This window comes from Streptomyces violaceoruber (assembly GCF_033406955.1).
GTDB lineage: Bacteria > Actinomycetota > Actinomycetes > Streptomycetales > Streptomycetaceae > Streptomyces > Streptomyces violaceoruber.
Genome location: NZ_CP137734.1, coordinates 1,212,943 through 1,234,069 on the forward strand (window position 1 = coordinate 1,212,943; position 21,127 = coordinate 1,234,069).

Consider the following 21,127-nt stretch of genomic DNA (forward strand, 5'->3'; position numbering starts at 1 on the left):
TCGGGCACACACGAGCGGTGGTACGGCCGGGGGGTTCCGTTCGAGGTGACGGCGGGCGGAGGTCCGGCGTCCTCCGCCCGCCGCCGTTCCGGTCGCCCCTCGGGGGCGCCTCCCGCGGGAGGTCACCCCTCAGGGGCGGGTTCGCCCTAGGAGGGCAGTTCCTTGAGCTGGATGTTGCGGAAGGAGACCTGGTCGTCGGCGCCGTGGTTCTGCAGGCCGATGTAGCCGTCGGTCAGGCTCCGCTCGGGGTCCTTGTTGGTGAAGTCGTTGATCTTGACTCCGTTGAGGAACACCTGGAGGCGTTCGCCCTGGACCTTGATCTCGTAGGAGTTCCACTGGCCGGGCGGCCGCAGAACCTGGTCACGGGCCTTGATGTTCGCCGCCTTGAAGGTGTAGATCGCACCGGTGGTGCGGTCCACGGCGTCCGTGGCGTCGATCTGGATCTCGTAGCCCTTGTCGACGGCGGACCAGGGGTCGTCGGAGGCCGGGAAGCCCACGAAGACGCCGGAGTTGTCGTCGCCCCGCATCTTCCAGTCGAGCTTGAGGGAGTACGACTTCAGTTCCTTGGCCTGGTACCAGAGCAGCCCCATGCCGCCCTCGGACTCCAGGACGCCGTCCTTGACGTTGAACTTGCCGGGGCCGGCCTGCTTCCAGCCGTCCAGGGTCTGGCCGTTGAAGATGTCCCGGTAGCCCTTGCCGGGCTTGCAGTTCGCCTTGACCTGACCGGTGGCGTACTGCATGCCGCCGAGCAGGTGGCCGCGGAAGGTCTCGTCCGCGTAGGACTCCTTGGTGTGGCCGAGGCCGGTGTAGAAGGAGCGGCCGCCGCCGTAGTTCTGGCACCAGGCGATCGGGTGGTCGCCCTTCATGTTCCCGCCCGCGTAGGTCGTCTCGTCGAGGGTGGCGAGGACCTTGGCCTGCTCGCGCGGGTTGGTGCGGTAGTTGTACAGCTCGTCGGTGTGCTCCCAGGTGTCGTCGAGGTGCGCGGTGGCCGGGTGGTCGTGGTCCTCGACGCGGACGGTGGCCTTCTGGATGGCCGGGTGGGAGTCGAAGTAGGCGCCGACGAGGCCGCCGTAGAACTCCCAGTCGTACTCGGTGTCGGCGGCGGCGTGGATGCCCATGTAGCCGCCGCCGTTCTTGACGTAGTTCTCGAACGCCTTCTGCTGGTCGGCGCCCAGGACGTCACCGGTGGTGGACAGGAAGGCGACCGCGTCGTACTTGGCGAGGTTGGCGGTGGTGAACTGTCCGGCCTCCTCGGTCGCGGTGACCGAGATGCCGGCCGGGGTGCCCAGCTCCTTCAGGGCGGCGATGCCCGCCGGGATGGAGTCGTGGCGGAAGCCCGCGGTCTTGGAGAAGACCAGGACCTTCTTGCCGGCCTTGAACGGCTCCTTGGAGAACTCGAAGTCGTCGATGTCGTACAGCGCGCCCTCGCCGCCCTTGAAGACCAGGTAGACGTCCGTCGTCTTCTTGGGCAGGGCCCGCAGCGGCACGTCGACGTTCTGGAAGGTCTCCCAGCTGCCGGTCGGCGGGATGTACGCGGAGCCGTGCAGCGGGCCGGTGGGCGAGCCGGTGCGCACCTCGATGTAGCCGCCGGCGCCGCCGGAGGAGGCCCGTACGGTCAGCTTCTTCTGCCCGTCGAACTTGTAGGGGCTGAAGGAGATCCAGTCGCCGTCGTCGATGTTGCCGACGGTCTTGCCGCCGTTGGCGCCGGTCTTGTCGATCGGCGACACGCCCTGCTGGGCGGTGAAGTGCTCGGCCTGGCGGTGCGGGGGCTGGATCACGGTGCGGGCGGTGCCGGTCAGGGCCTCCTGGCCGTTCGCCCCGCCGTCGGTGTAGCTGGCGCCGACGACGCCGTAGATGTTGGCGTTGGGGTCGTGGCCGCCGTCGCCCGGCGGCGGGTTGAGGGTGCCCTCACAGCCCATCTCGCTGGTCAGCTCGTGGGCGTGGGAGTCGTGGCCGAGGCTGTAGGCGACCTTGACCTTGGAGCAGTCGATCGTCTCCTCGGGGTCGGTGACCTTCACCTTGAAGGGGATGGGCTGCCCCATGGGGAGCAGGGTGCCGTTGCCGGGGGTCTCGATGACCACCTTGGGCTCGGTGTTGCCGACCACGATGCGGACACTGGCGTTGCCGGTGTTGCCCTCGGGGTCCTTGGCGGTGAAGGTCGCGGTGTAGGTGCCGACCTTCTTGTACTTGTGGGTGGGCGTGAGGCCCTCGCCCTTGGTGCCGTCGCCGAAGTCCCAGCCGTAGGTGAGGTCCGGGGAGTCGGCGTCCTTGGCGGTGGCGGTGAAGGCGACCTTCAGTCCGGCCGCGCCGGAGGTCTTGTTCGCGCTCACCTCGGCGATCGGCGAGAAGCCGTCCGCGGCGTTCTCGATCCGGTACAGGGCGGAGTCCTTGTCGCCCTGGAACCAGGACAGGCCGTAGTCCAGGACGTACAGCGCGCCGTCGGGGCCGAACTCCATGTCCATGATCTGGGTGCCGGTCCACGGGAAGTCGTTGATCTTCGCGACCGCGCCGTCCTCGGTCTGCTCGATCCGCTTGATCCAGCGGCGGCCGAACTCACCGGCGAAGAAGTCCCCGTCGTACTCCTCGGGGAACTTCACGCTGGAGTCGAGGTCGGGGTCGTAGCGGTAGACCGGGCCGCCCATCGGGGACTCGGAGCCGCTGCCGAACTCGGGCACGGAGTCGTCGTCGTACGGGATCCAGGCGGCCTGCGCGGGCGGCAGGTCGGTGAGACCGGTGTTGTGCGGCGAGGTGTTCTTCGGAGCCGCGCAGTCGAAGGTCTCGCCGGAGGTCTTGGTGGCGAAGTCGTAGTCGACGTACGGGTCGTTGTCGCCGGTGCAGAAGGGCCAGCCGAAGTTGGCGGCCTTGGTGACCTTGGCGAACTCGACCTGTCCGGCCGGACCGCGCTTCGGGTCGGCGGCGCCGGCGTCGGGGCCGTAGTCGCCGACGTAGACCGTGCCGGTCTTCTTGTCGACGCTGATCCGGAACGGGTTGCGGAAGCCCATCGCGTAGATCTCGGGCCGGGTCTTCTCGGTGCCGGGCTCGAAGAGGTTGCCCTCCGGGACGGTGTACGAGCCGTCCTCGGCGACCTTGATGCGCAGCAGCTTGCCGCGCAGGTCGTTGGTGTTGCCGGCGCTGCGGCGGGCGTCGAAGGCCGGGTTGCGGTCGGCGCGCTCGTCGATCGGCGTGTAGCCGTCGGAGGCGAACGGGTTGGTGTCGTCGCCGGTGGAGAGGTAGAGGTTGCCCTCGGCGTCGAAGGCGATGTCGCCGCCGACGTGGCAGCAGGTGCCGCGGGAGGCCGCGACGTCCAGAACCTTCTTCTCGCTGGCCATGTCCAGCGTGCCGTTGGCGTTCAGGACGAAGCGGGAGAGGCGGTTGACGCCGTCGAACGGCTTGAAGTCCTCGGCGGTGCCGTTCTCCGGGGCGTCGCCCGCGGGGGTGTCGAGCGGCGGGGCGTAGTAGAGGTAGATCGCCCGGTTGTTCTCGAAGTCCGGGTCGATGCCGACGCCCTGCAGGCCCTCCTCGTCGTGGTTGTAGACGGGGATCTTGCCGGCGACCTTGGTGACGCCGCCCTGGTCGGTCAGGCGCAGTGTGCCGTCGCGGGCGGTGTGCAGGACGCTGCGGTCCGGGAGCACCGCGAGCGACATCGGCTCGCCCATCTCGGGCTCGCCCTTGGCGAGCGGTACCTGCTGGAACTGCCCCTCGGCGGCGGCCGCCGTCTCGTCGTGCTCCGGGTGGCCCGGGTGGGCTCCGGCGACGGTCGCCGGGGTGCCCACGGCCAGCAGCAGGCCGGTGAACAGGGCGAGGGTGGTGCGAAGCCTGGGGCGCCTCGCGGTGCTGGTGCTTTTGAGTCTGGTTCTGTGCACGAAGTCCCTCCGGGAACGGGTGGGCCGTACGGGATGGGTGCGAAGACGTGCGATGCGGGCGCCGGGGTGCGCCGTCACCCCGGAGGCGTGAGTGTCCTGAACACTTCAGGGACGGTAACCGCGTTCTTCCGGGGCGAACACCCCTTGGACCGCAGCTGGTTGAACTTTTTCCCAACTCAGGACAAAGCGGGATTCGGGCAGGCCGGACCGGGGACCGGCGGGTGGTCCGGTCCCCGTCCCGGCCTGCGGTCGGGGCGCGAGCCGATCAGCGGAGGGAGAGGCGCGGATCAGCTGTTGAAGGCCGCGTCGAAGGACGCGCTGGGCGGCTCGAAGTCGAAGGCCTTGAGCCGGGTGAGGGCCTCGGGCGCGCCCTGCAACCGGTCCATCCCGGCGTCCTCCCACTCGACGGAGACGGGCCCCTGGTAGTCGATGGAGCGCAGCATGCGGAAGACGTCCTCCCAGGGGACGTCGCCGTGCCCGGCCGACACGAAGTCCCAGCCGCGCCGCGGGTCGCCCCACGGCAGGTGGGAGCCGAGCCGCCCGTTGCGGCCGTCGAGGCGCTTGCGGGCCTCCTTGCAGTCGACGTGGTAGATGCGGTCGCGGAAGTCCCACAGGAAGCCGACGGGGTCGAGGTCCTGCCACACGAAGTGGGAGGGGTCGAAGTTGAGGCCGAAGGCGGGCCGGTGGCCGACCGCCTCCAGGGCGCGGTGCGTGGTCCAGTAGTCGTAGGCGATCTCGCTGGGGTGCACCTCGTGGGCGAACCGCACGCCCTCCGCGTCGAAGACGTCCAGGATCGGGTTCCAGCGGTCCGCGAAGTCCTGGTAGCCGCGCTCGATCATGGACTCGGGCGCGGGCGGGAACATGGCGACCAGGTGCCAGATCGCCGAACCGGTGAAGCCGATGACGGTGTCGACGCCGAGCCGGGCGGCGGCGCGTGCGGTGTCCTTGATCTCGGCGGCGGCGCGCTGCCGTACGCCCTCCGCGTCGCCGTCGCCCCAGATGCGGGCGGGCAGGATGGCCTCGTGGCGCTCGTCGATGATGGCGTCGCAGACGGCCTGGCCGACCAGGTGGTTGGAGATGGCCCAGCACTTGAGGCCGTACTTGTCGAGCAGCTGGTGCCGGGAGTCCACGTAGGAAGGATCCGCGAGGGCCTTGTCGACCTCGAAGTGGTCGCCCCAGCAGGCGAGTTCCAGGCCGTCGTAGCCGAAGTCGCGGGCGAGCCGGCAGACCTCCTCCAGCGGCAGGTCCGCCCACTGTCCGGTGAAGAGCGTGAAGTTGCGTGGCATGGTGCTGCCGGCCTCCTCAGGGGGTGATCGGGGTGTAGACGGAGTTCTTCTCGGCGCTCTCCTCCACGGCGGCGAGCACGCGCTGCACCTGCAGCCCGTCCGCGAAGGAGGGTTCGGGGCCCCGGCCTTCGGCGACGGCGTGCACGAGGTCGCGCGCCTGGTGCACGAAGGTGTGCTCGTAGCCGAGTCCGTGGCCCGGCGGCCACCAGGCCTCCAGGTAGGGGTGTTCGGGTTCGGTGACCAGGATCCGCCGGAAACCGGCGTGCTCCCCGGGCTCGGTGCCGTCGTGGTACGACAGCTCGTTCAGCCGTTCCAGGTCGAAGGCGAGCGAGCCGCGCTCGCCGTTGAGTTCGATGCGCAGGGCGTTCTTGCGGCCGGTGGCGTAGCGGGTGGCCTCGAAGGAGACCAGGGCCCCGGAGGTGAGGCGGCCGGTGAACACGGCGGCGTCGTCGACGGTCACCTGTCCCGTCACCCCGTCCGCCGAGCCCGCGGACAGGCCCCGGGGCGCGCCGGCGGGCAGCGGGCGTTCCCGTACGAAGGTCTCGGTGAGGGCGGACACGCCCGCGATCCGCTCGCCCGACAGGTACTGGGCGAGGTCGACGATGTGGGCGCCCAGGTCGCCGAGCGCCCCCGACCCGGCCAGCTCCTTGCGCAGCCGCCAGGTGAGCGGGGCCTTCGGGTCGACCAGCCAGTCCTGGAGGTAGGTCACCCGCAGGTGCCGCAGCCGGCCGACGCGGCCCTCGGCGACCATCCGCCGGGCCAGCGCGGTGGCGGGAACCCGGCGGTAGTTGAAGCCGACCATCGCCAGCTGGCCCCGGGCCGCGGCCTCCTCGGCGGCGCGGGTCATCGCCTGCGCCTCCTCGACTGTGTTGGCGAGCGGCTTCTCGCACAGCACGTGCTTGCCGGCGGCGAGCGCGGCCAGCGCGATCTCGGAGTGGCTGTCGCCGGGGGTGCAGATGTCGACGAGGTCGATGTCGTCCCGTTCGACCAGGGTCCGCCAGTCGGTCTCGGTGCTCGCCCAGCCGTGCCGGTCGGCCGCCAGGCGGACGGCGTCGGCGTCCCGCCCGCAGATCGCGGCCAGTACCGGGTTCAGCGGCAGGTCGAAGACCCGGCCCGCGGTGCGCCAGCCCTGGGAGTGGGCGGCGCCCATGAAGGCGTAGCCGACCATGCCGACCCGCAGGGGCGGTCTGGTCGCGGACGCCCCCGTCGCCGCTCCGGCCCCGGCACCGGTCCCGGTATCGGTCCCGCTGTCGGTCCCGGCGGCTGCCTCCTCGGCGCCGGCCCCCTCGGGCTGCTGCGGCTGTCCCATGCGGATGTCCTCCTCGTCGTGGTGGCGCGGTGGGGTGGGCCCCGCCCCGGCGGCGGCTGGTCAGGCCGCCGCCGGAGCGGCAGCCCTCACTTGAAGCCCGTGGACATGTACTGGTCGACGTTGTCCTTGTCGACGACGGCCGAGTAGCAGGTGACGGTCGAGGGGATCTCGAACTCGGCGAGACCGCTGACGCCCTTGCCCTGGCCGAGGGCGCGGGCCAGGTCGATCGCGGAGGCGGCCATGGTCGGCGGGTAGAGCACCGTCGCCTTCAGGACGCCGCTGTCGGCCTTGATGGCCTGGAAGGCGGAGAGCGCGCCCGCACCGCCGACCATCAGGAAGTCGTCGCGTCCGGCCTGCTCGATGGCGCGCAGCGCGCCCACGCCCTGGTCGTCGTCGTGGTTCCACATGGCGTCGAAGTCCGACTGGGCCTGGAGCAGCTGGGCCATCTTGGCCTGGCCGGACTCGACGGTGAACTCGGCGGCCTGGCGGGCCACCTTCTTGATGTTCGGGTAGTTCTTCAGGCCGTCGTCGAAGCCCTGGGTGCGCTGCTGGGTGAGTTCCAGGTTGTCGATGCCGGCCAGCTCGATGACCTTGGCGTCCGACTTGTCCTTGAGCTTCTCGCCGATGTAGTGGGCGGCGTTGAGACCCATGCCGTAGTTGTCGCCGCCGACCCAGCAGCGGTAGGCCTGGGGGCTGTTGAAGATCCGGTCGAGGTTGATGACCGGGATGCCCGCCCGCATCGCCTTCAGGCCGACCTGGGTGAGGGCCTTGCCGTCGGCCGGCAGGATGACCAGGACGTCGACCTTCTTGTTGATGAGGGTCTCGATCTGGCCGATCTGCTGCGCGGTGTCGTTGGAGCCCTCGGTGATCTCCATGGTGATCTCGGAGTACTTCTCGGCGCGCTTCTTGGCCTGGTCGTTGACGGCGTTGAGCCAGCCGTGGTCGGCCTGCGGGCCGGCGTAGCCGATGGTGACCGGCTTGCCGGGCTTGTCGTCGGCGGCCGGCTGGGTGTCCGCGGCGGCCTTGTCGTCGCCGCCGTCGGGGTCGTTGCTGGTGCACCCGGCGAGGACGGCACCGGCGGACACGGCGGCGGCCCCGAAGAGCATCCCTCTGCGACTCGTGAGCTTCGTCATGACGGTGAACCCTTTCCTCAATGCGTGCTTGCGGTACGGCGCTGGACCAGCACGGCGGCGACGATGATCGCGCCCTTGGCGATCTGCTGGACGTCGCTCTGCAGGTTGTTCAGGGCGAAGATGTTGGTGATCGTGGTGAAGATCAGGACGCCGAGCACGGAACCGAGGATGTGGCCCCGGCCGCCGGTCAGCAGCGTTCCGCCGATGATCGCGGCGGCGATGGCGTCGAGTTCGTAGAGGTTGCCGTTGGTGTTCTGGCCGGAGCCGGCGAGGGCCACCAGCAGGAAGGCGGCGATGCCGCAGCACAGCCCGGACAGCAGGTAGAGGTAGAGCCGCTGGCGGCGGACGTCGATGCCGGCCAGCCGGGCGGCCTCGGCGTTGCCGCCGACGGCGACGGTGCGGCGGCCGAAGGTGGTCCGGTTCAGGACCAGCCAGCCGACGACGGTGACGGCCGCGAAGACCAGCACCAGCGGCGGTATGCCGAGCACGTACGAGTCGCGCTCGGCGAGGTCGAGGACGCTCGGGACGGTGACGACCTGGGTGCGGCCGTCGGTGATCTGGAGCGCGAGTCCGCGCGCCGAGGCCAGCATGGCCAGGGTGGCGATGAAGGGGACCATCCCCCCGAAGGAGATGAGCAGGCCGTTGACCAGGCCGCAGCCGACACCGACCACGATCGCCGTGAAGAGGATGCCGGCGAAGCCGTACTCCTGGGTGGCCACCGTGGTCGCCCACACCGAGGAGAGGGCGACGATGGCGCCGACCGACAGGTCGATGCCCCCGGAGATGATCACGAAGGTGACGCCGACGGTGACGATGCCGATCACGGACGCCTGGGTGAGCACCAGTTGCAGGTTGCGGGTGTCGAGGAACGCGTCGGGCTGGGTGATGCCGCCGATGAGGACCAGTGCGGCGAGCACGCCGAGCAGGGTGAGGGTGCGGACGTCGGCGCGGCCCAACCGGACCCGCCAGGCGGGCGGACCCTCCACGGGTGCCGCCTTGTCGGTGCTGCCCCGTGGCGGGGACACGTGCTGCGTCATGACGCCGGGCTTCCTTCCATCACGAGGTCGAGTACGCGGTGTTCGTCGAGTTCGCGGGCGGGGGCCTCGTGCACGACGCGGCCCTCGCGCAGCACCAGTACGCGGTCGGCGAGGCCCAGCACCTCGGGCACCTCGCTGGAGACCAGCAGGACGGCGAGGCCCTCGTCGGCGAGGCGCCGGATGACGGCGTACAGCTCGGCGCGGGCGCCGACGTCGACGCCGCGGGTGGGTTCGTCGAGCAGCAGGACCCGGCAGCCGCGCAGCAGCCAGCGGGCGAGGACCGCTTTCTGCTGGTTGCCGCCGGACAGGGTGCGCACGGGCACGGCGGGGTTGTCGGGCCGCAGCGACAGCTCGCGGGTCGCCTTGTGCGCCGCGCCGAGTTCGGCGCCGCGGTCGATCCAGCCGCCGCGCGAGAAGCGGGACATGGCGGAGACCGACACGTTGCGGGTGACGGACTCCAGCATCAGCAGGGCCTGGGCCTTGCGTTCCTCGGGGGCGAGCCCCAGCCCGGCGCGGACCGCGGCGCGCACGCTGCCGGGCCTGAGCGGCCGCCCGTCGACGAGGACCTGACCGGTGCTCGCCTTCCGGGCGCCGTAGACCGTCTCCAGGATCTCGGAGCGGCCGGAGCCGACCAGCCCCGCGAGGCCGACGATCTCCCCGGGGCGCACCTCCAGGTCGAGCCGGTCGAACTCCCCGGCGCGGGACAGTCCCTTGACGCTCAGTACGGGTTCGCCCGTGGGCGGTGCGGCGGGCCTCTCCGGGAAGACGTACTCGACGTTGCGGCCGGTCATCAGCGCCACCACCTCGCTGGTCGGCGTCGACTCGGCGGGCAGCCCGCCGGCCACCGCGCGGCCGTCCTTGAGGACGGTGACCCGGTCGCCGATGCGGCGGATCTCCTCCAGGCGGTGCGAGATGTAGACGACGGCGACTCCGTCGGCGGTGAGGTCGGCGACGATGCGGAAGAGGTTGTCGACCTCGTCCGGGTCGAGCGCGGCGGACGGCTCGTCCATCACGATCAGCCGTACGTCGTGCGACAGCGCCCGTGCCATGGACACGATCTGCTGCTGCGCCGCCGACAGCTCCCCGACCAGCCGCCCCGGGTCGACCTCGGGGTGCCCGAGCCGCTTGAGCAGCGCGGCCGTGGACGCCTTGGCCGCCCTGCCCCGTACGACGAAGCCGGCGGCGGTCGGCTCGTGACCGAGGTGGACGTTCTCGGCGACCGACAGGTGCTCGACCAGGTCGAGTTCCTGGTAGATGGTGGCGATGCCCAGACGCATGGCCGCGATGGGCGAGCGCAGGGTGACCTCCTCGCCGCGCCAGCGGATGGTGCCGGTGTCGGGCTGGTGGGCGCCGGCCAGCACCTTGATGAGGGTGGACTTTCCGGCGCCGTTCTGGCCGAGGAGGCAGTGCACCTCACCGGCCTGGACGTCGAGGTCGACGCCGTCGAGGGCCCGGACTCCGGGGAACGACTTGGTGATGCCGGACATGCTGAGCAGCGGTGGTTCTGGTGCCATGTGAGGTCCCCTCGGCGGGCGTGCGGGCCGGTGTCAGGGCAGAGCAGGGCTGGGCTGGGCTGGGCTGGGATGGACGGAACAGGGCATGTTGGGGTAGAGCGCTGTGCCGGACGGAACTGTGGAGCCGTTGGAGATCTGGAGCCGTGGAGCCGTGGAGCCGTGGAGATCTGAAGCCGTGGAGCCTGGAGCGCGGGAAAGTGGAGGTGGTGGCTACGCGGGTGAGAACAGGTGGTCGCTGATCAGCCGGGCCGCGCCGATGACTCCGGCGGTGGGGCCCAACTCCCCCAGTACGATGGGCAGGTTGCCGGTCGCCAGGGGCAGCGACTGGCGGTAGACCTGGGTGCGGATCGCGGCGAGCAGGTTGTGGCCGAGGCCGGTCACCCCGCCGCCGATCACCACCAGTCCCGGGTTGAAGAAACTGACCAGTCCGGCGATGACCTGGCCGGTGCTGCGGCCGCCCTCCCTGATCAGGTCCAGTGCGGTGGCGTCGCCCGCGGCCGCCGCGGCGGCGACGTCAGCGGCGCTGAGGCCTCCGTTCGCCTCCAGCCGGTTCGCCAGCTCGGCCGACTGCCCCTGCTCGGCGGCCTCCGTGGCGTCGCGGGCCAGGGCCGCGCCGCTGAAGTGGGCCTCCAGGCAGCCCCGGTTGCCGCAGGCGCACTGGCGTCCGTCGGGCACTGCCTGGATGTGCCCGATGTCCCCCGCGCTGCCGGTCGTACCGCGGTAGACCTCCCCGCCGACGACGATGCCGCAGCCGATGCCGGTACCGATCTTGACGACGAGGAAGTCGTGCTGGGTGCGGGCGACGCCCGCGTGCTGCTCACCCAGCGCCATCAGGTTCACGTCGTTGTCGACCATGACCGGGCAGCCGAGCTCCTGGCTGAGCGCCTCCCGTACGGGGAAGCCGTCCCAGCCCGGCATGATCGGCGGGGCCACCGGCACGCCCTCGGGGAAGCGGACCGGTCCCGGGACGCCGATGCCGGCGCCGTCGAAGCCCTCGGCGAGCCCGGAGGCGCGCAGCTTCGCGGCCATGGAGAGCACCTGCTCGAAGACCGCGACCGGGCCCTCGCGCACGTCCAGTGGCTGGTTGATGTGCCCGAGGATCTCCAGCTCGGCGTTGGTGACGGCGACGTCGACCGAGGTCGCGCCGATGTCGACGCCGAGGAAGCGGAGTTCGGGGTTGAGGCGGACGTTGTGGCTGCGGCGCCCGCCGCGCGAGGCGGCGAGTCCGTCGGCCACCACGAGTCCGGTCTCCAGCAGCCGGTCCACCTCGACGGCCAGCTTGGACCTGGAGAGGTCGACCTGGTCGCCCAGCTGGGCACGGGAGTTGGGCCCTCCGTCGCGCAACAGCTGGAGCAGTCGCGCCTGGTGGGTGTTAGCGGGTCGTGCGGTCATGCGTCTCACGAGCCCCTCCCCGCCTCGATCGGCCTTGGGTCCGCCGGTTTCCGGCCACGTCCGTGACTTGTCGGCGTGGCTTGCTTTCGGAGGGAACGTAGCAGTGGGCGCCGGGTGTGGGAAGAAGTCACGCACGAATTGCTGCGAACTTTCTCCACTGAGTGGACAAAGAAGGGTGCGGCACGGGACGGCCCCGGACACGACGAGGCCGCCCGGACCATGCGCCGGACGGCCTGTGAACCCGCTGCGAACGGGCTGTGACCTTACGATTCTCCGCGGGCGTGGTACGAGCGGCGGGTGTGCTCGGTGTGCTCGCGCATCAGCCGGGTCGCCGCCTGCTCGTCGCGTTCGGTGACGGCGGCGATCAGCCTGCGGTGCTCGATCCAGGACTGACGGCCGCGCTGGCGGGCGACCGGCGTGTAGTACCAGCGGACCCGGCGGTCGACCTGCGCGGCGAGTTCGGCGAGGACCGCGTTGCCCGCCAGCTCCATGACCTTGCCGTGGAAGCGGGCGTTGCAGGCGACGGCGGCGTCCACGTCCTCCGCGGCGACGGCCCGCTCCCCCTCCTCGCACAGCGCCTCCAGGGCCGCGATGCCGGCACTGGAGGCGTTGGCCGCGGCGAGCCGGGCCGCCTCGGCCTCCAGGAGCGTACGCACCGTCAGGAGCTGGTCCGCCTCCTCCTCCGTCGGCTCGTGCACGAAGGCGCCCTGCGCGGGGCGCAGATCGACCCAGCCCTCGGTGTTGAGCCGTTGCAGCGCCTCGCGCACGGGCTGCCTCGACACCCCGAGGTGACCGGCGAGTTCGCTCTCGACGAGGTGCTGGCCGGGCTGGAGGGCCCGGGTGGTGATGAGTTCGAGCAGCGCCTCGTAGACACGGTCCCGCAGCGGGCCGGGCCGTTCGAGCCTGGGCACCGCGCCCTGCGGCAGTCCTGCGGACAACATCGGTCCCCCCTCGACGGCCGGAACACAATCAGTACGCGAAGTATTGATTGTCTTTCGTCTACAGTCTACGGCGCGCCCGGGCCAGGGCGCCGTGGGTGTAGGCCACGTCACACCCAGGGACGGTCCGGGACATTCAGGGGCAGCGGACGACCTGTCCGGCGTAGGAGAGGTTGCCGCCGAAGCCGAAGAGCAGTGCCGGGTCGCCGGTGGTGATCTCGCCCCGCTCCACCAACTTGGAGAGCGCCAGCGGGATGCTCGCCGCGGAGGTGTTGCCGGACTCGACGACGTCGCGGGCGACCACGGCGTTGACGGCGCCGATCTTCGCGGCGAGGGGTTCGACGATGCGCAGGTTGGCCTGGTGCAGGACGACCGCGGCGAGGTCGGCCGGCTCGAGACCGGACCGCTCGCAGGCCTGGCGTGCGATGGCCGGCAGCCGGGTGGTGGCCCAGCGGTAGACGCTCTGCCCCTCCTGCGCGAACCGCGGCGGCGTCCCCTCGATGCGGACCGCGTTGCCCATCTCGGGCACCGACCCCCACAGCACGGGACCGATCCCCGGCTCCTCGCCGGGAGCGCAGGCCTCGACGACGGCGGCCCCCGCCCCGTCGCCGACCAGCACGCAGGTGGTGCGGTCGGTCCAGTCGACGACCTCGGACATCTTGTCCGCGCCGACGACCAGCGCCCGGCTCGCGGAACCGGCCCGTACGGCGTGGTCGGCGGTGGCCAGGGCGTGGGTGAAGCCCGCGCACACCACGTTGAGGTCCAGCGCGGCCGGGCCGGGGATGCCGAGCCGGGCGGCGACGCGGGCGGCGGTGTTCGGGGAGCGGTCGATCGCGGTGGAGGTGGCGACCACGACCAGGTCCACGTCGGCGGGGGTCAGCCCGGCCGACGCGAGCGCCTTCGCGGCGGCGTGGCCGGCCAGCTCGTCGACCGGCTCGTCCGGTCCGGCGATCCGGCGCGTACGAATGCCCACCCGGCTCCGGATCCACTCGTCGCTGGTGTCGACCATGCCCGCCAGGTCCTCGTTGGTGAGGATCCGGGCGGGCTGGTAGTGGCCGACGGCGGTGATGCGGGAGCCTTGGTGCATGGGTGGAGTCCTCGCTGCCTCGGGTACGGGATCCACCAGTGTGATCAGTGACCGACGGGTACGACGGCAGGTGATACGACAGGAAACCGGCGCCCGGCTTGTCGGCTTCGGTCAGCATCCTCAGCCGCCCCGGGCCGTCCGCCGGTCACCGGCCCGCGCTCTCACCCGGTGAAGAGCTGGGTCGCCTTCCGCACGAGTTCGTAGAGACCGTAGGCGAGCGGTGCGCCCACCCACAGCCAGGTGAAGGCGATCAGCGGCCGCCGGTCGGGCGTCCCGGTGGCGTCAGGCGGACTCTGGCTGCGGTCGGGTGACATCGTTGCCCTCCTGCTGCGTCGGGGTGGCGGGTTGGTGGTGCCGGGCGTGGACGGGGCGGACGAGTTCGTTGGCCACGAAGCCGACGACCAGCAGCCCGATCATGATGAGGAAGGACGTGCCGTACAGGGCCGAGCCGTGCCGTCCGGCCTCCTCCTGGTGATCGGCGATCCAGTTCACGATCAGCGGCCCGAGGACACCGGCCAGCGACCAGGCGGTGAGCAGCCGCCCGTGGATCGCGCCGACCTGGTAGGTGCCGAAGAGGTCCTTGAGGTAGGCGGGGGCCGTGGCGAAGCCGCCGCCGTAGAAGGACACGACGACCAGGGCGCACAGCACGAACAGCGGTTTGGAGGAGTCGCCGAACAGTGCGATCAGGGTGTACATCAGCGCGCCGACACCGAGGTACACGCGGTAGATGTTCTTGCGCCCGATCAGGTCGGAGGCGGAGGACCAGCCGAACCGGCCCGCCATGTTGGCCGCCGACAGCAGGGCCACGAAGCCGGCCGCGGCGGTCACGGACACCGGCGTGGAGGTGTCGGAGAAGAAGTCCGTGATCATCGGCGCGGCCTTCTCCAGGATGCCGATGCCGGCGGTGACGTTCATGCAGAGCACGATCCACAGCAGCCAGAACTGCGGGGTGCGCACGGCGGAGCGCGCCGAGACCTGGACGCCTTCGAGCGGGGCGGGGCGGCCGTCCGCCCGTCCCCTGGGCCGCGGCACCCGTACCAGCAGCACGCCGAGCAGCATGAAGACGGCGTACGTCAGTCCGTGGACGAGGAAGGCGAGGGCGATCCCCGAGTTGTCGGTGCCGAAGGACTTGAGCATCTGCGCCGACCAGGGCGAGGCGATGAGGGCGCCGCCGCCGAAGCCCATGATGGCGATGCCGGTGGCCATGCCCGGCCGGTCGGGGAACCACTTGATCAGCGTCGAGACGGGCGAGATGTAGCCGATGCCCAGGCCGATGCCGCCGACGAAGCCGTAGCCGAGGACGATCAGCCAGTACTGCCCGGCCGCCGCGCCGAGCGCGGAGAGCAGGAAGCCGGACGAGAAGCAGATCAGGGCGACGGTCATCGCCCAGCGCGGCCCGTGCCGTTCCACGAGCGTGCCGCCGAACGCGGCCGAGAGCCCGAGCATGACGATGCCGAGCTGGAAGGGCAGCGCGCTCTGCGTGCCGCTGAGGTCGAGCGCGGACTCCAGGGGCGGTTTGAACACGGACCAGGCGTAGGCCTGGCCGATGGAGAGGTGGACCGAGAGAGCGGCCGGGGGAACGAGCCAGCGGCTCCAGCCCGGGGGTGCGACGGGGGGACTCATGGGTCCCCAACCGTAGGCATCCGGAAAGCGCTTGAGAAGACTGTTGAGCGGACAACTACAGAAGCCGATCACGCGACTACAGACCACCACCACTGCTGCGCAAAGCCTTGCCGCCCCAACCTCCATACTGTAGACAATATTTCGTCGACAGACACTTCTCGGTTCCTCCTCGGTATCCCTCGACCGAACGGAGCTCCCCCGCCATGAAAGTCGCAGTCCTCGGCGCCGGGGCGATCGGCGCCTACGTCGGCGCCGCGCTCCACCGTGCGGGCGCCGACGTGCATCTCATCGCCCGTGGACCGCATCTGGCGGCCATGAGGCAGTACGGAGTACGGGTGCGCAGCCCGCGCGGCGACTTCACCGCGCACCCGCGCGCCACCGACGACCCGGCCGAAGTCGGCCCGGTCGACTATGTGTTCCTGGGTCTGAAGGCCAACTCGTACGCGGCGTGCGGGCCGCTGATCGAGCCGCTGCTGCACCGGACCACGGCGGTCGTGGCCGCCCAGAACGGCATCCCCTGGTGGTACTTCCACCGGCACGGCGGCCCGTACGACGGGCGCCGTCTCGAGAGCGTCGACCCGGCCGGCGCGGTCAGTGCGGTGCTCGCGCCCGAACGGGCCGTCGGCTGCGTCGTGTACGCGGCCACCGAACTGGAACAGCCGGGCGTCGTACGCCATGTGGAAGGCACCCGGTTCTCGATCGGCGAGCCCGGCCGGGAGGTCTCGCCGCGATGTCTGGCGCTCAGCGAGGCGATGCAGTCGGGCGGCCTGAAGTGCCCGGTCGAGCCGGACCTGCGCAACGACATCTGGCTGAAGCTGCTGGGCAACATCTCCTTCAACCCGATCAGCGCCCTGGTCCGGGCCACCATGCGGCAGATGTGCCGGCACGGCGGCACCCGCGAGGTCATCGAAACCATGATGACCGAGACGCTGGCGGTCGCCGCGGCCCTCGGCTGCGAGGTCGGCGTCTCCATCGAACGCCGGCTCGCGGGCGCCGAGCGGGTCGGCGACCACCGCACCTCCACGCTCCAAGACCTGGAGCGCGGCAAGCCGCTCGAACTCGACGTCCTGCTCGCGGCCGTCGTCGAACTGGCGGAGATCACCGGGGTCCCGGTGCCCACCCTGCGCACCGTGCACGCCCTGTCCGACCTGCTCGCGCTGAGGAGCGCCGCATGAGGAAACGCGACCGAACCCCCAAGACCTACACCCGCCTCACCCACCCCCTGGTCCGGGACTCGCGCGAGGCGCCCTTGCGCCGGGCGACCTGGGAGGAGGCACTGGACCGCACGGCCCGGGGCCTGACGGCGGCGCGCGGCGCGTTCGGGATGTTCTCCTGCGCGCGGGCGACCAACGAGATGAACTACGTGGCCCAGAAGTTCGCCCGGGTGGTCATGGGCACCCACAACGTGGACTCCTGCAACCGCACTTGTCACGCACCGAGCGTGGCGGGCCTGTCGGCCGCCTTCGGCTCGGGCGGCGGCACCTCCTCCTACGAGGAGATCGAGCACACCGACGTCATCGTGATGTGGGGCTCCAACGCCCGTTTCGCGCACCCGATCTTCTTCCAGCACGTGCTGAAGGGCATACGGGGCGGCGCCCGCATGTACGTGGTGGACCCGCGCCGCACCTCGACCGCCGAGTGGGCGGAGAGCTGGCTCGGACCGAACGTCGGCACGGACATCCCGCTGGCACACGCGGTCGGCCGGGAGATCATCCACGCGGGCCTGGCCAACGAGGCGTTCATCGAACGCGCGACGACGGGCTACGACGACTACAAGGCCCTGGTCGAACCCTGGACCCTCTCCCTCGCCGAGAAGGTGACCGGCGTACCGGCCGCCGCCATCCGCGAGCTGGCGCACGCCTACGCCCGTGCCGAGCGCGCCCAGCTGTGCTGGACCCTCGGCATCACCGAGCACCACAACGGCACCGACAACGTCCGCGCCCTGATCAACCTCTCCCTGCTCACCGGCCACGTCGGCCGCTACGGCTCCGGTCTGCAACCCCTGCGCGGCCAGAACAACGTGCAGGGCGGCGGCGACATGGGCGCCATCCCCAATCGCCTCCCCGGCTTCCAGGACGTCCTGGACCCGGAGGTCCGCCGGAAGTTCGAGACGGCGTGGGACACGGCGGTCGAGCCGCACCACGGCCTCACGCTGACGGAGATGTTCGAGGCGATGGACGAGGGCACGCTCCGCGCCGTCTACTGCATCGGCGAGAACCCGGCGCAGTCGGAGGCGGACGCCGAACAGGCGGTACGCCGCCTGCGCGCCCTGGACTTCCTGGTGGTCCAGGACATCTTCCTCACCAAGACCGCCGAGCTGGCCGACGTGGTTCTCCCGGCCACCGCGGGCTGGGCGGAGACGGAGGGCACCACCACCAACAGCGAGCGACGCGTGCAACGCGTCCGCAGGGCCGTGTCCCCGCCCGGCGAGGCCCGGGAGGACATCGACATCCTCTGCGACCTCGCCGCCCGCCTGGGCCACGACTGGAAGTACGCCGACGCCGAGGCGGTCTGGAACGAGCTGCGTTCCCTCTCCCCCGACCACCACGGCATGACCTACGCCCGCCTGGAGGAGCACCAGGGCATCCAGTGGCCGTGCCCGAGCACGCAGGAGCTGGAACCGACGTATCTGCACGGCAGGTTGTGGGCCCAGGACCCGGCCTCCCGTGGCCGTCTCGCCCCCTTCGGTATCGTCCGGCACGACCCGCCGGTGGACCTCACCGACGAGCAGTACCCGATCCGGCTGACCACGGGACGCCGCCTCGACTCCTACAACACGGGGGTGCAGAGCGGCGGTTACGCCTCCCCGCTGCGCCGCGGCGAGTCCGTCGAACTCTGCCCGGAGGACGCCGAACGCTACGGGGTCGTGGTCGGCGAGGAGGTCCGGGTCACCTCCCGGCGCGGTTCGCTGCTCGCACCCGTCTGGGTGGACACGGCCCTGCGCCCCGGGCTGGCCTTCATGAGCTTCCACTTTCCCGACGAGGTGGACACCAACCAGCTGACCATCGAGGCGAACTGTCCCATCGCCGGGACGGCGGAGTTCAAGGCCTCGGCGATCCGGATCGAGAAGGTGAGCGCCAGTGGACCTGCGCTTCGGTGACAGCAAGCCCACGGACGAGGAACGCGCGGCCGTGGACGCCCTGCTCGGCCCGCCCGAGTCCTCCTGGGAGGGCGCGGACCGCTCCGACGCGGACCTCAGATGGGCCCGCGGCGGCCGGGAGGCCCGGGACCGCCGCGACCAGCTCCTCCCGGCCCTGCACGCGCTCAACGACCGCGTCGGCTGGATCAGCGAGGGCGCCCTGGACTACGTGTGCCGCCGCCTGACCGTCCCCCCGGCGGAGGCCTACGGCGTGGCCACCTTCTACGCCATGTTCTCCGTCCGCCCCCGCCCGGCCACCGTCCTGCACGTCTGCACCGACCTGGCCTGCACGGCGGCGGGGGCGAGCCGGCTGTGCGCGGCCGTGGAGTCACGCCTCGGCCCGGAGAGCGGGGTGAAGGTCGAGCGCAGCCCGTGCCTGGGCCTGTGCGAGCGTGCCCCGGCGACTTTGGTGATCCGGGCGGGCGAATCAGCCCGTCCGGCGCAGGAGGACACTCCAGCCCGTCCGGCGTTTGAGGACGAGGCCGTCCAGGCCGAAGGGGGGTCCGGGGGCGCAGCACCCGGGGACGGTGGGGGCACCTCCCGCTCGAGCGAAGCCGAGAGTGGGGGAGGGAAGGGGCGGCGGGGGCGAAACACCCTCCACGCGACGGCGATATGCGCCCCCGCAACCCCCGACAGGGCGATCGCGGCGGCCACCGCCCCCGAATCCGCCCCCACCGAGCCCGCCCCCGAAGCCGCCGTCCCCCAGGCCGGCGACCCCACCCTCACCCTCCTCCACCGCATCGGCACCACCGACCCCACCTCCCTGGACGACTACCGCGCCCACGGCGGCTACACCGCCCTGCGCCGCGCCTTCGCCCTCGGCCCCGCCGCCGTCATCCGCGAGGTCACCGACGCCGGTCTGGTCGGCCGCGGCGGCGCCGCCTTCCCCACCGGCCGCAAGTGGCAGGCGACGGCCGCCCAGCCCGACCACCCGCACTACCTCGTCTGCAACGCCGACGAGTCCGAACCGGGCACCTTCAAGGACCGCGTCCTGATGGAGGGCGACCCGTACGCCCTGGTCGAGGCCATGACGATCGCGGCCTACGCGACCGGCGCCCACCGGGGCTATCTCTACCTCCGCGGCGAGTACCCCCGCGCCCTCGCCCGCCTCACCCACGCCATCGAGCAGGCCCGCACCCGCGGCCTCCTCGGTGACGACGTCCTCGGCCAGGGCTACGCCTTCGACATCGAGATCCGGCGCGGCGCGGGCGCGTACATCTGCGGCGAGGAGACGGCCCTGTTCAACTCCATCGAGGGCCGCCGCGGCGAGCCACGCTCCAAGCCGCCGTTCCCGGTCGAGAAGGGCCTGTTCGGCAAACCCACGGTGGAGAACAACGTCGAGACGCTGGTCAACGTCCTGCCCATCCTCACGATGGGCGCGGAGGCGTACGCCGCGATCGGCACTCCGACGTCCACCGGCCCCAAGCTGTTCTGCGTGTCCGGCACGGTGGCCCGCCCCGGCGTCTACGAACTCCCCTTCGGCGCCACGCTCGGCGAACTGCTCGCACTCGCCGGGGTCCGCGACAACCTCCGCGCGGTCCTGCTCGGCGGCGCCGCCGGCGGTTTCGTCCGCCCCGACGAACTGGACATCCCGCTCACCTTCGAAGGCACCCGCGAGGCGGGCACGACCCTGGGCTCCGGCGTCGTCATGGCCTTCGACGACACGGTCCCGCTCCCCCGCCTGCTGCTGCGGATCGCCGAGTTCTTCCGCGACGAGTCGTGCGGCCAGTGCGTGCCGTGCCGGGTCGGGACCGTCCGCCAGGAGGAGGCGCTGCACCGGATCGCCGACCGCACGGGCGCCGCGGCGGCCGACGACATCGCCCTGCTCCGCGAGGTGGGCCGCGCGATGCGGGACGCCTCGATCTGCGGTCTGGGGCAGACCGCGTGGAACGCCGTGGAATCCGCCATCGACCGTCTGGGGGCGTACGAATGACCGCGATACCGCTCGGAGTGCCGCGCCGCCTGGTGGAGTTCACCCTCGACGGGCAGGAGGCCCGGGTCCCCGAAGGGTCCACGATCCTCGACGCCTGCCGGGCCGCCGGGAAGGACGTCCCGACCCTGTGCGAGGGCGACACGCTGGCCCCGAAGAACGCCTGCCGGGTCTGCGTGGTGGACGTGGAGGGCGCCAGGACCCTCGCGCCGGCCTGCTCGCGCAAGGCGGAGCCCGGCATGGTGGTGCGCACGGACACCGAGCGCGCCCGGCACAGCCGCAAGGTCGTCCTCGAACTCCTCGCCTCCTCGGTCGACCTGTCCACGACCCCCTCGGTCGCCCAGTGGATCAAGGAGTACGAGGCGAAGCCCGACCGCTTCGGCCCGGACGCGGCCCGCGTCGACGAGGAACCGCGCGTCGACAACGACCTCTACGTACGCGACTACGGCAAGTGCATCCTCTGCTACAAGTGCGTGGACGCCTGCGGCGACCAGTGGCAGAACAGCTTCGCCATCTCCGTCGCCGGCCGTGGCTTCGACGCCCGGATCTCGGTCGAGCAGGACGGCCCGCTGACCGATTCCGCGTGCGTGTACTGCGGCAACTGCATCGAGGTGTGCCCCACGGGCGCCCTGTCCTTCAAGTCCGAGTTCGACATGCGGGCAGCGGGCACCTGGGACCAGGAGCGGCAGACCGAGACGACGACGGTGTGCGCGTACTGCGGCGTGGGCTGCAACCTCACGCTCCATGTGCAGGACAATGAGATCGTGAAGGTCACCTCTCCGCACGACAATCCGGTGACCCACGGCAACCTGTGCATCAAGGGCCGCTTCGGCTACCAGCACGTACAGAACCGGGACTGACCGGCACACCGACCGG

15 protein-coding genes are annotated in these 21,127 nt (G+C 71.3%); 4 read left to right on the forward strand and 11 right to left on the reverse strand.

Going from position 1 to position 21,127, the window contains the following annotated elements:
• Window positions 1-146: 146 nt before the first annotated feature.
• The 11 genes from R2E43_RS05565 to R2E43_RS05615 form a co-directional block, all read right to left on the reverse strand.
• Entirely contained in the window at window positions 147-3,863 is a 3,717-nt protein-coding gene (locus R2E43_RS05565; RefSeq protein ID WP_332055967.1) for a ThuA domain-containing protein, read from the reverse strand.
• A 287-nt stretch (window positions 3,864-4,150) separates the two neighbouring features.
• The gene (locus tag R2E43_RS05570; protein ID WP_003972408.1) at window positions 4,151-5,149 is read right to left on the reverse strand and encodes a sugar phosphate isomerase/epimerase family protein; all 999 of its coding nucleotides are present in this window, start codon (window positions 5,147-5,149) and stop codon (window positions 4,151-4,153) included.
• Between the two features lie 16 nt (window positions 5,150-5,165).
• Window positions 5,166-6,458, reverse strand: coding sequence for a Gfo/Idh/MocA family protein (locus R2E43_RS05575; protein ID WP_011031011.1), 1,293 nt, complete (start codon window positions 6,456-6,458; stop codon window positions 5,166-5,168).
• Window positions 6,459-6,544: 86 nt separating this feature from the next.
• Window positions 6,545-7,591 (reverse strand): substrate-binding domain-containing protein, encoded by a 1,047-nt coding sequence (locus R2E43_RS05580; protein ID WP_003972410.1) that lies wholly within the window; start codon window positions 7,589-7,591, stop codon window positions 6,545-6,547.
• Between the two features lie 17 nt (window positions 7,592-7,608).
• Window positions 7,609-8,628: an ABC transporter permease gene (locus tag R2E43_RS05585; protein WP_003972411.1), complete on the reverse strand. Its 1,020-nt coding sequence runs from the start codon at window positions 8,626-8,628 to the stop codon at window positions 7,609-7,611.
• On the reverse strand, window positions 8,625-10,142 hold the full coding sequence (locus tag R2E43_RS05590; protein WP_003972412.1) for a sugar ABC transporter ATP-binding protein: 1,518 nt from the start codon (window positions 10,140-10,142) through the stop codon (window positions 8,625-8,627). The genes R2E43_RS05585 and R2E43_RS05590 overlap by 4 nt, the downstream gene beginning before the upstream one ends.
• A gap of 210 nt (window positions 10,143-10,352) precedes the next feature.
• Window positions 10,353-11,534: an ROK family transcriptional regulator gene (locus R2E43_RS05595; protein ID WP_030863254.1), complete on the reverse strand. Its 1,182-nt coding sequence runs from the start codon at window positions 11,532-11,534 to the stop codon at window positions 10,353-10,355.
• A gap of 263 nt (window positions 11,535-11,797) precedes the next feature.
• Window positions 11,798-12,475, reverse strand: a complete 678-nt coding sequence (locus R2E43_RS05600; RefSeq protein WP_003972414.1) for a GntR family transcriptional regulator — start codon at window positions 12,473-12,475, stop codon at window positions 11,798-11,800.
• A 133-nt stretch (window positions 12,476-12,608) separates the two neighbouring features.
• Window positions 12,609-13,559 carry a beta-ketoacyl-ACP synthase III gene (locus R2E43_RS05605; RefSeq protein ID WP_003972415.1) on the reverse strand — a complete coding sequence of 317 codons (951 nt, stop codon included), beginning with the start codon at window positions 13,557-13,559 and terminating at the stop codon, window positions 12,609-12,611.
• A gap of 161 nt (window positions 13,560-13,720) precedes the next feature.
• Window positions 13,721-13,873, reverse strand: a complete 153-nt coding sequence (locus tag R2E43_RS05610) for an MFS transporter small subunit (RefSeq protein WP_016327776.1) — start codon at window positions 13,871-13,873, stop codon at window positions 13,721-13,723.
• Entirely contained in the window at window positions 13,842-15,182 is a 1,341-nt protein-coding gene (locus R2E43_RS05615) for an OFA family MFS transporter (protein WP_093457371.1), read from the reverse strand. The genes R2E43_RS05610 and R2E43_RS05615 overlap by 32 nt, the downstream gene beginning before the upstream one ends.
• Window positions 15,183-15,385: 203 nt before the next feature.
• Between R2E43_RS05615 and R2E43_RS05620 the strand changes: the two genes are divergently transcribed.
• From R2E43_RS05620 to R2E43_RS05635, 4 genes are read left to right on the forward strand one after another with little or no spacing between them, the layout of a single operon-like run.
• Window positions 15,386-16,357, forward strand: coding sequence for a 2-dehydropantoate 2-reductase (locus R2E43_RS05620; protein WP_003972417.1), 972 nt, complete (start codon window positions 15,386-15,388; stop codon window positions 16,355-16,357).
• Entirely contained in the window at window positions 16,354-18,282 is a 1,929-nt protein-coding gene (locus R2E43_RS05625; RefSeq protein ID WP_332055968.1) for a molybdopterin oxidoreductase family protein, read from the forward strand. The genes R2E43_RS05620 and R2E43_RS05625 overlap by 4 nt, the downstream gene beginning before the upstream one ends.
• Window positions 18,263-20,254, forward strand: a complete 1,992-nt coding sequence (locus R2E43_RS05630) for an NAD(P)H-dependent oxidoreductase subunit E (RefSeq protein WP_016327774.1) — start codon at window positions 18,263-18,265, stop codon at window positions 20,252-20,254. The genes R2E43_RS05625 and R2E43_RS05630 overlap by 20 nt, the downstream gene beginning before the upstream one ends.
• On the forward strand, window positions 20,251-21,111 hold the full coding sequence (locus R2E43_RS05635) for a 2Fe-2S iron-sulfur cluster-binding protein (protein WP_003972421.1): 861 nt from the start codon (window positions 20,251-20,253) through the stop codon (window positions 21,109-21,111). The genes R2E43_RS05630 and R2E43_RS05635 overlap by 4 nt, the downstream gene beginning before the upstream one ends.
• Window positions 21,112-21,127 lie beyond the last annotated feature (16 nt).

Bases quoted from the DNA above. Each gene is read 5' to 3' on its own strand.
- R2E43_RS05570 (WP_003972408.1), bottom strand. From the start codon at position 5,149: ATGCCACGCAACTTCACGCTCTTCACCGGACAGTGGGCGGACCTGCCG.
- R2E43_RS05575 (WP_011031011.1), bottom strand. From the start codon at position 6,458: ATGGGACAGCCGCAGCAGCCCGAGGGGGCCGGCGCCGAGGAGGCAGCC.
- R2E43_RS05580 (WP_003972410.1), bottom strand. From the start codon at position 7,591: ATGACGAAGCTCACGAGTCGCAGAGGGATGCTCTTCGGGGCCGCCGCC.
- R2E43_RS05585 (WP_003972411.1), bottom strand. From the start codon at position 8,628: ATGACGCAGCACGTGTCCCCGCCACGGGGCAGCACCGACAAGGCGGCA.
- R2E43_RS05590 (WP_003972412.1), bottom strand. From the start codon at position 10,142: ATGGCACCAGAACCACCGCTGCTCAGCATGTCCGGCATCACCAAGTCG.
- R2E43_RS05595 (WP_030863254.1), bottom strand. From the start codon at position 11,534: ATGACCGCACGACCCGCTAACACCCACCAGGCGCGACTGCTCCAGCTG.
- R2E43_RS05600 (WP_003972414.1), bottom strand. From the start codon at position 12,475: ATGTTGTCCGCAGGACTGCCGCAGGGCGCGGTGCCCAGGCTCGAACGG.
- R2E43_RS05605 (WP_003972415.1), bottom strand. From the start codon at position 13,559: ATGCACCAAGGCTCCCGCATCACCGCCGTCGGCCACTACCAGCCCGCC.
- R2E43_RS05610 (WP_016327776.1), bottom strand. From the start codon at position 13,873: ATGTCACCCGACCGCAGCCAGAGTCCGCCTGACGCCACCGGGACGCCC.
- R2E43_RS05615 (WP_093457371.1), bottom strand. From the start codon at position 15,182: ATGAGTCCCCCCGTCGCACCCCCGGGCTGGAGCCGCTGGCTCGTTCCC.
- R2E43_RS05620 (WP_003972417.1), top strand. From the start codon at position 15,386: ATGAAAGTCGCAGTCCTCGGCGCCGGGGCGATCGGCGCCTACGTCGGC.
- R2E43_RS05625 (WP_332055968.1), top strand. From the start codon at position 16,354: ATGAGGAAACGCGACCGAACCCCCAAGACCTACACCCGCCTCACCCAC.
- R2E43_RS05635 (WP_003972421.1), top strand. From the start codon at position 20,251: ATGACCGCGATACCGCTCGGAGTGCCGCGCCGCCTGGTGGAGTTCACC.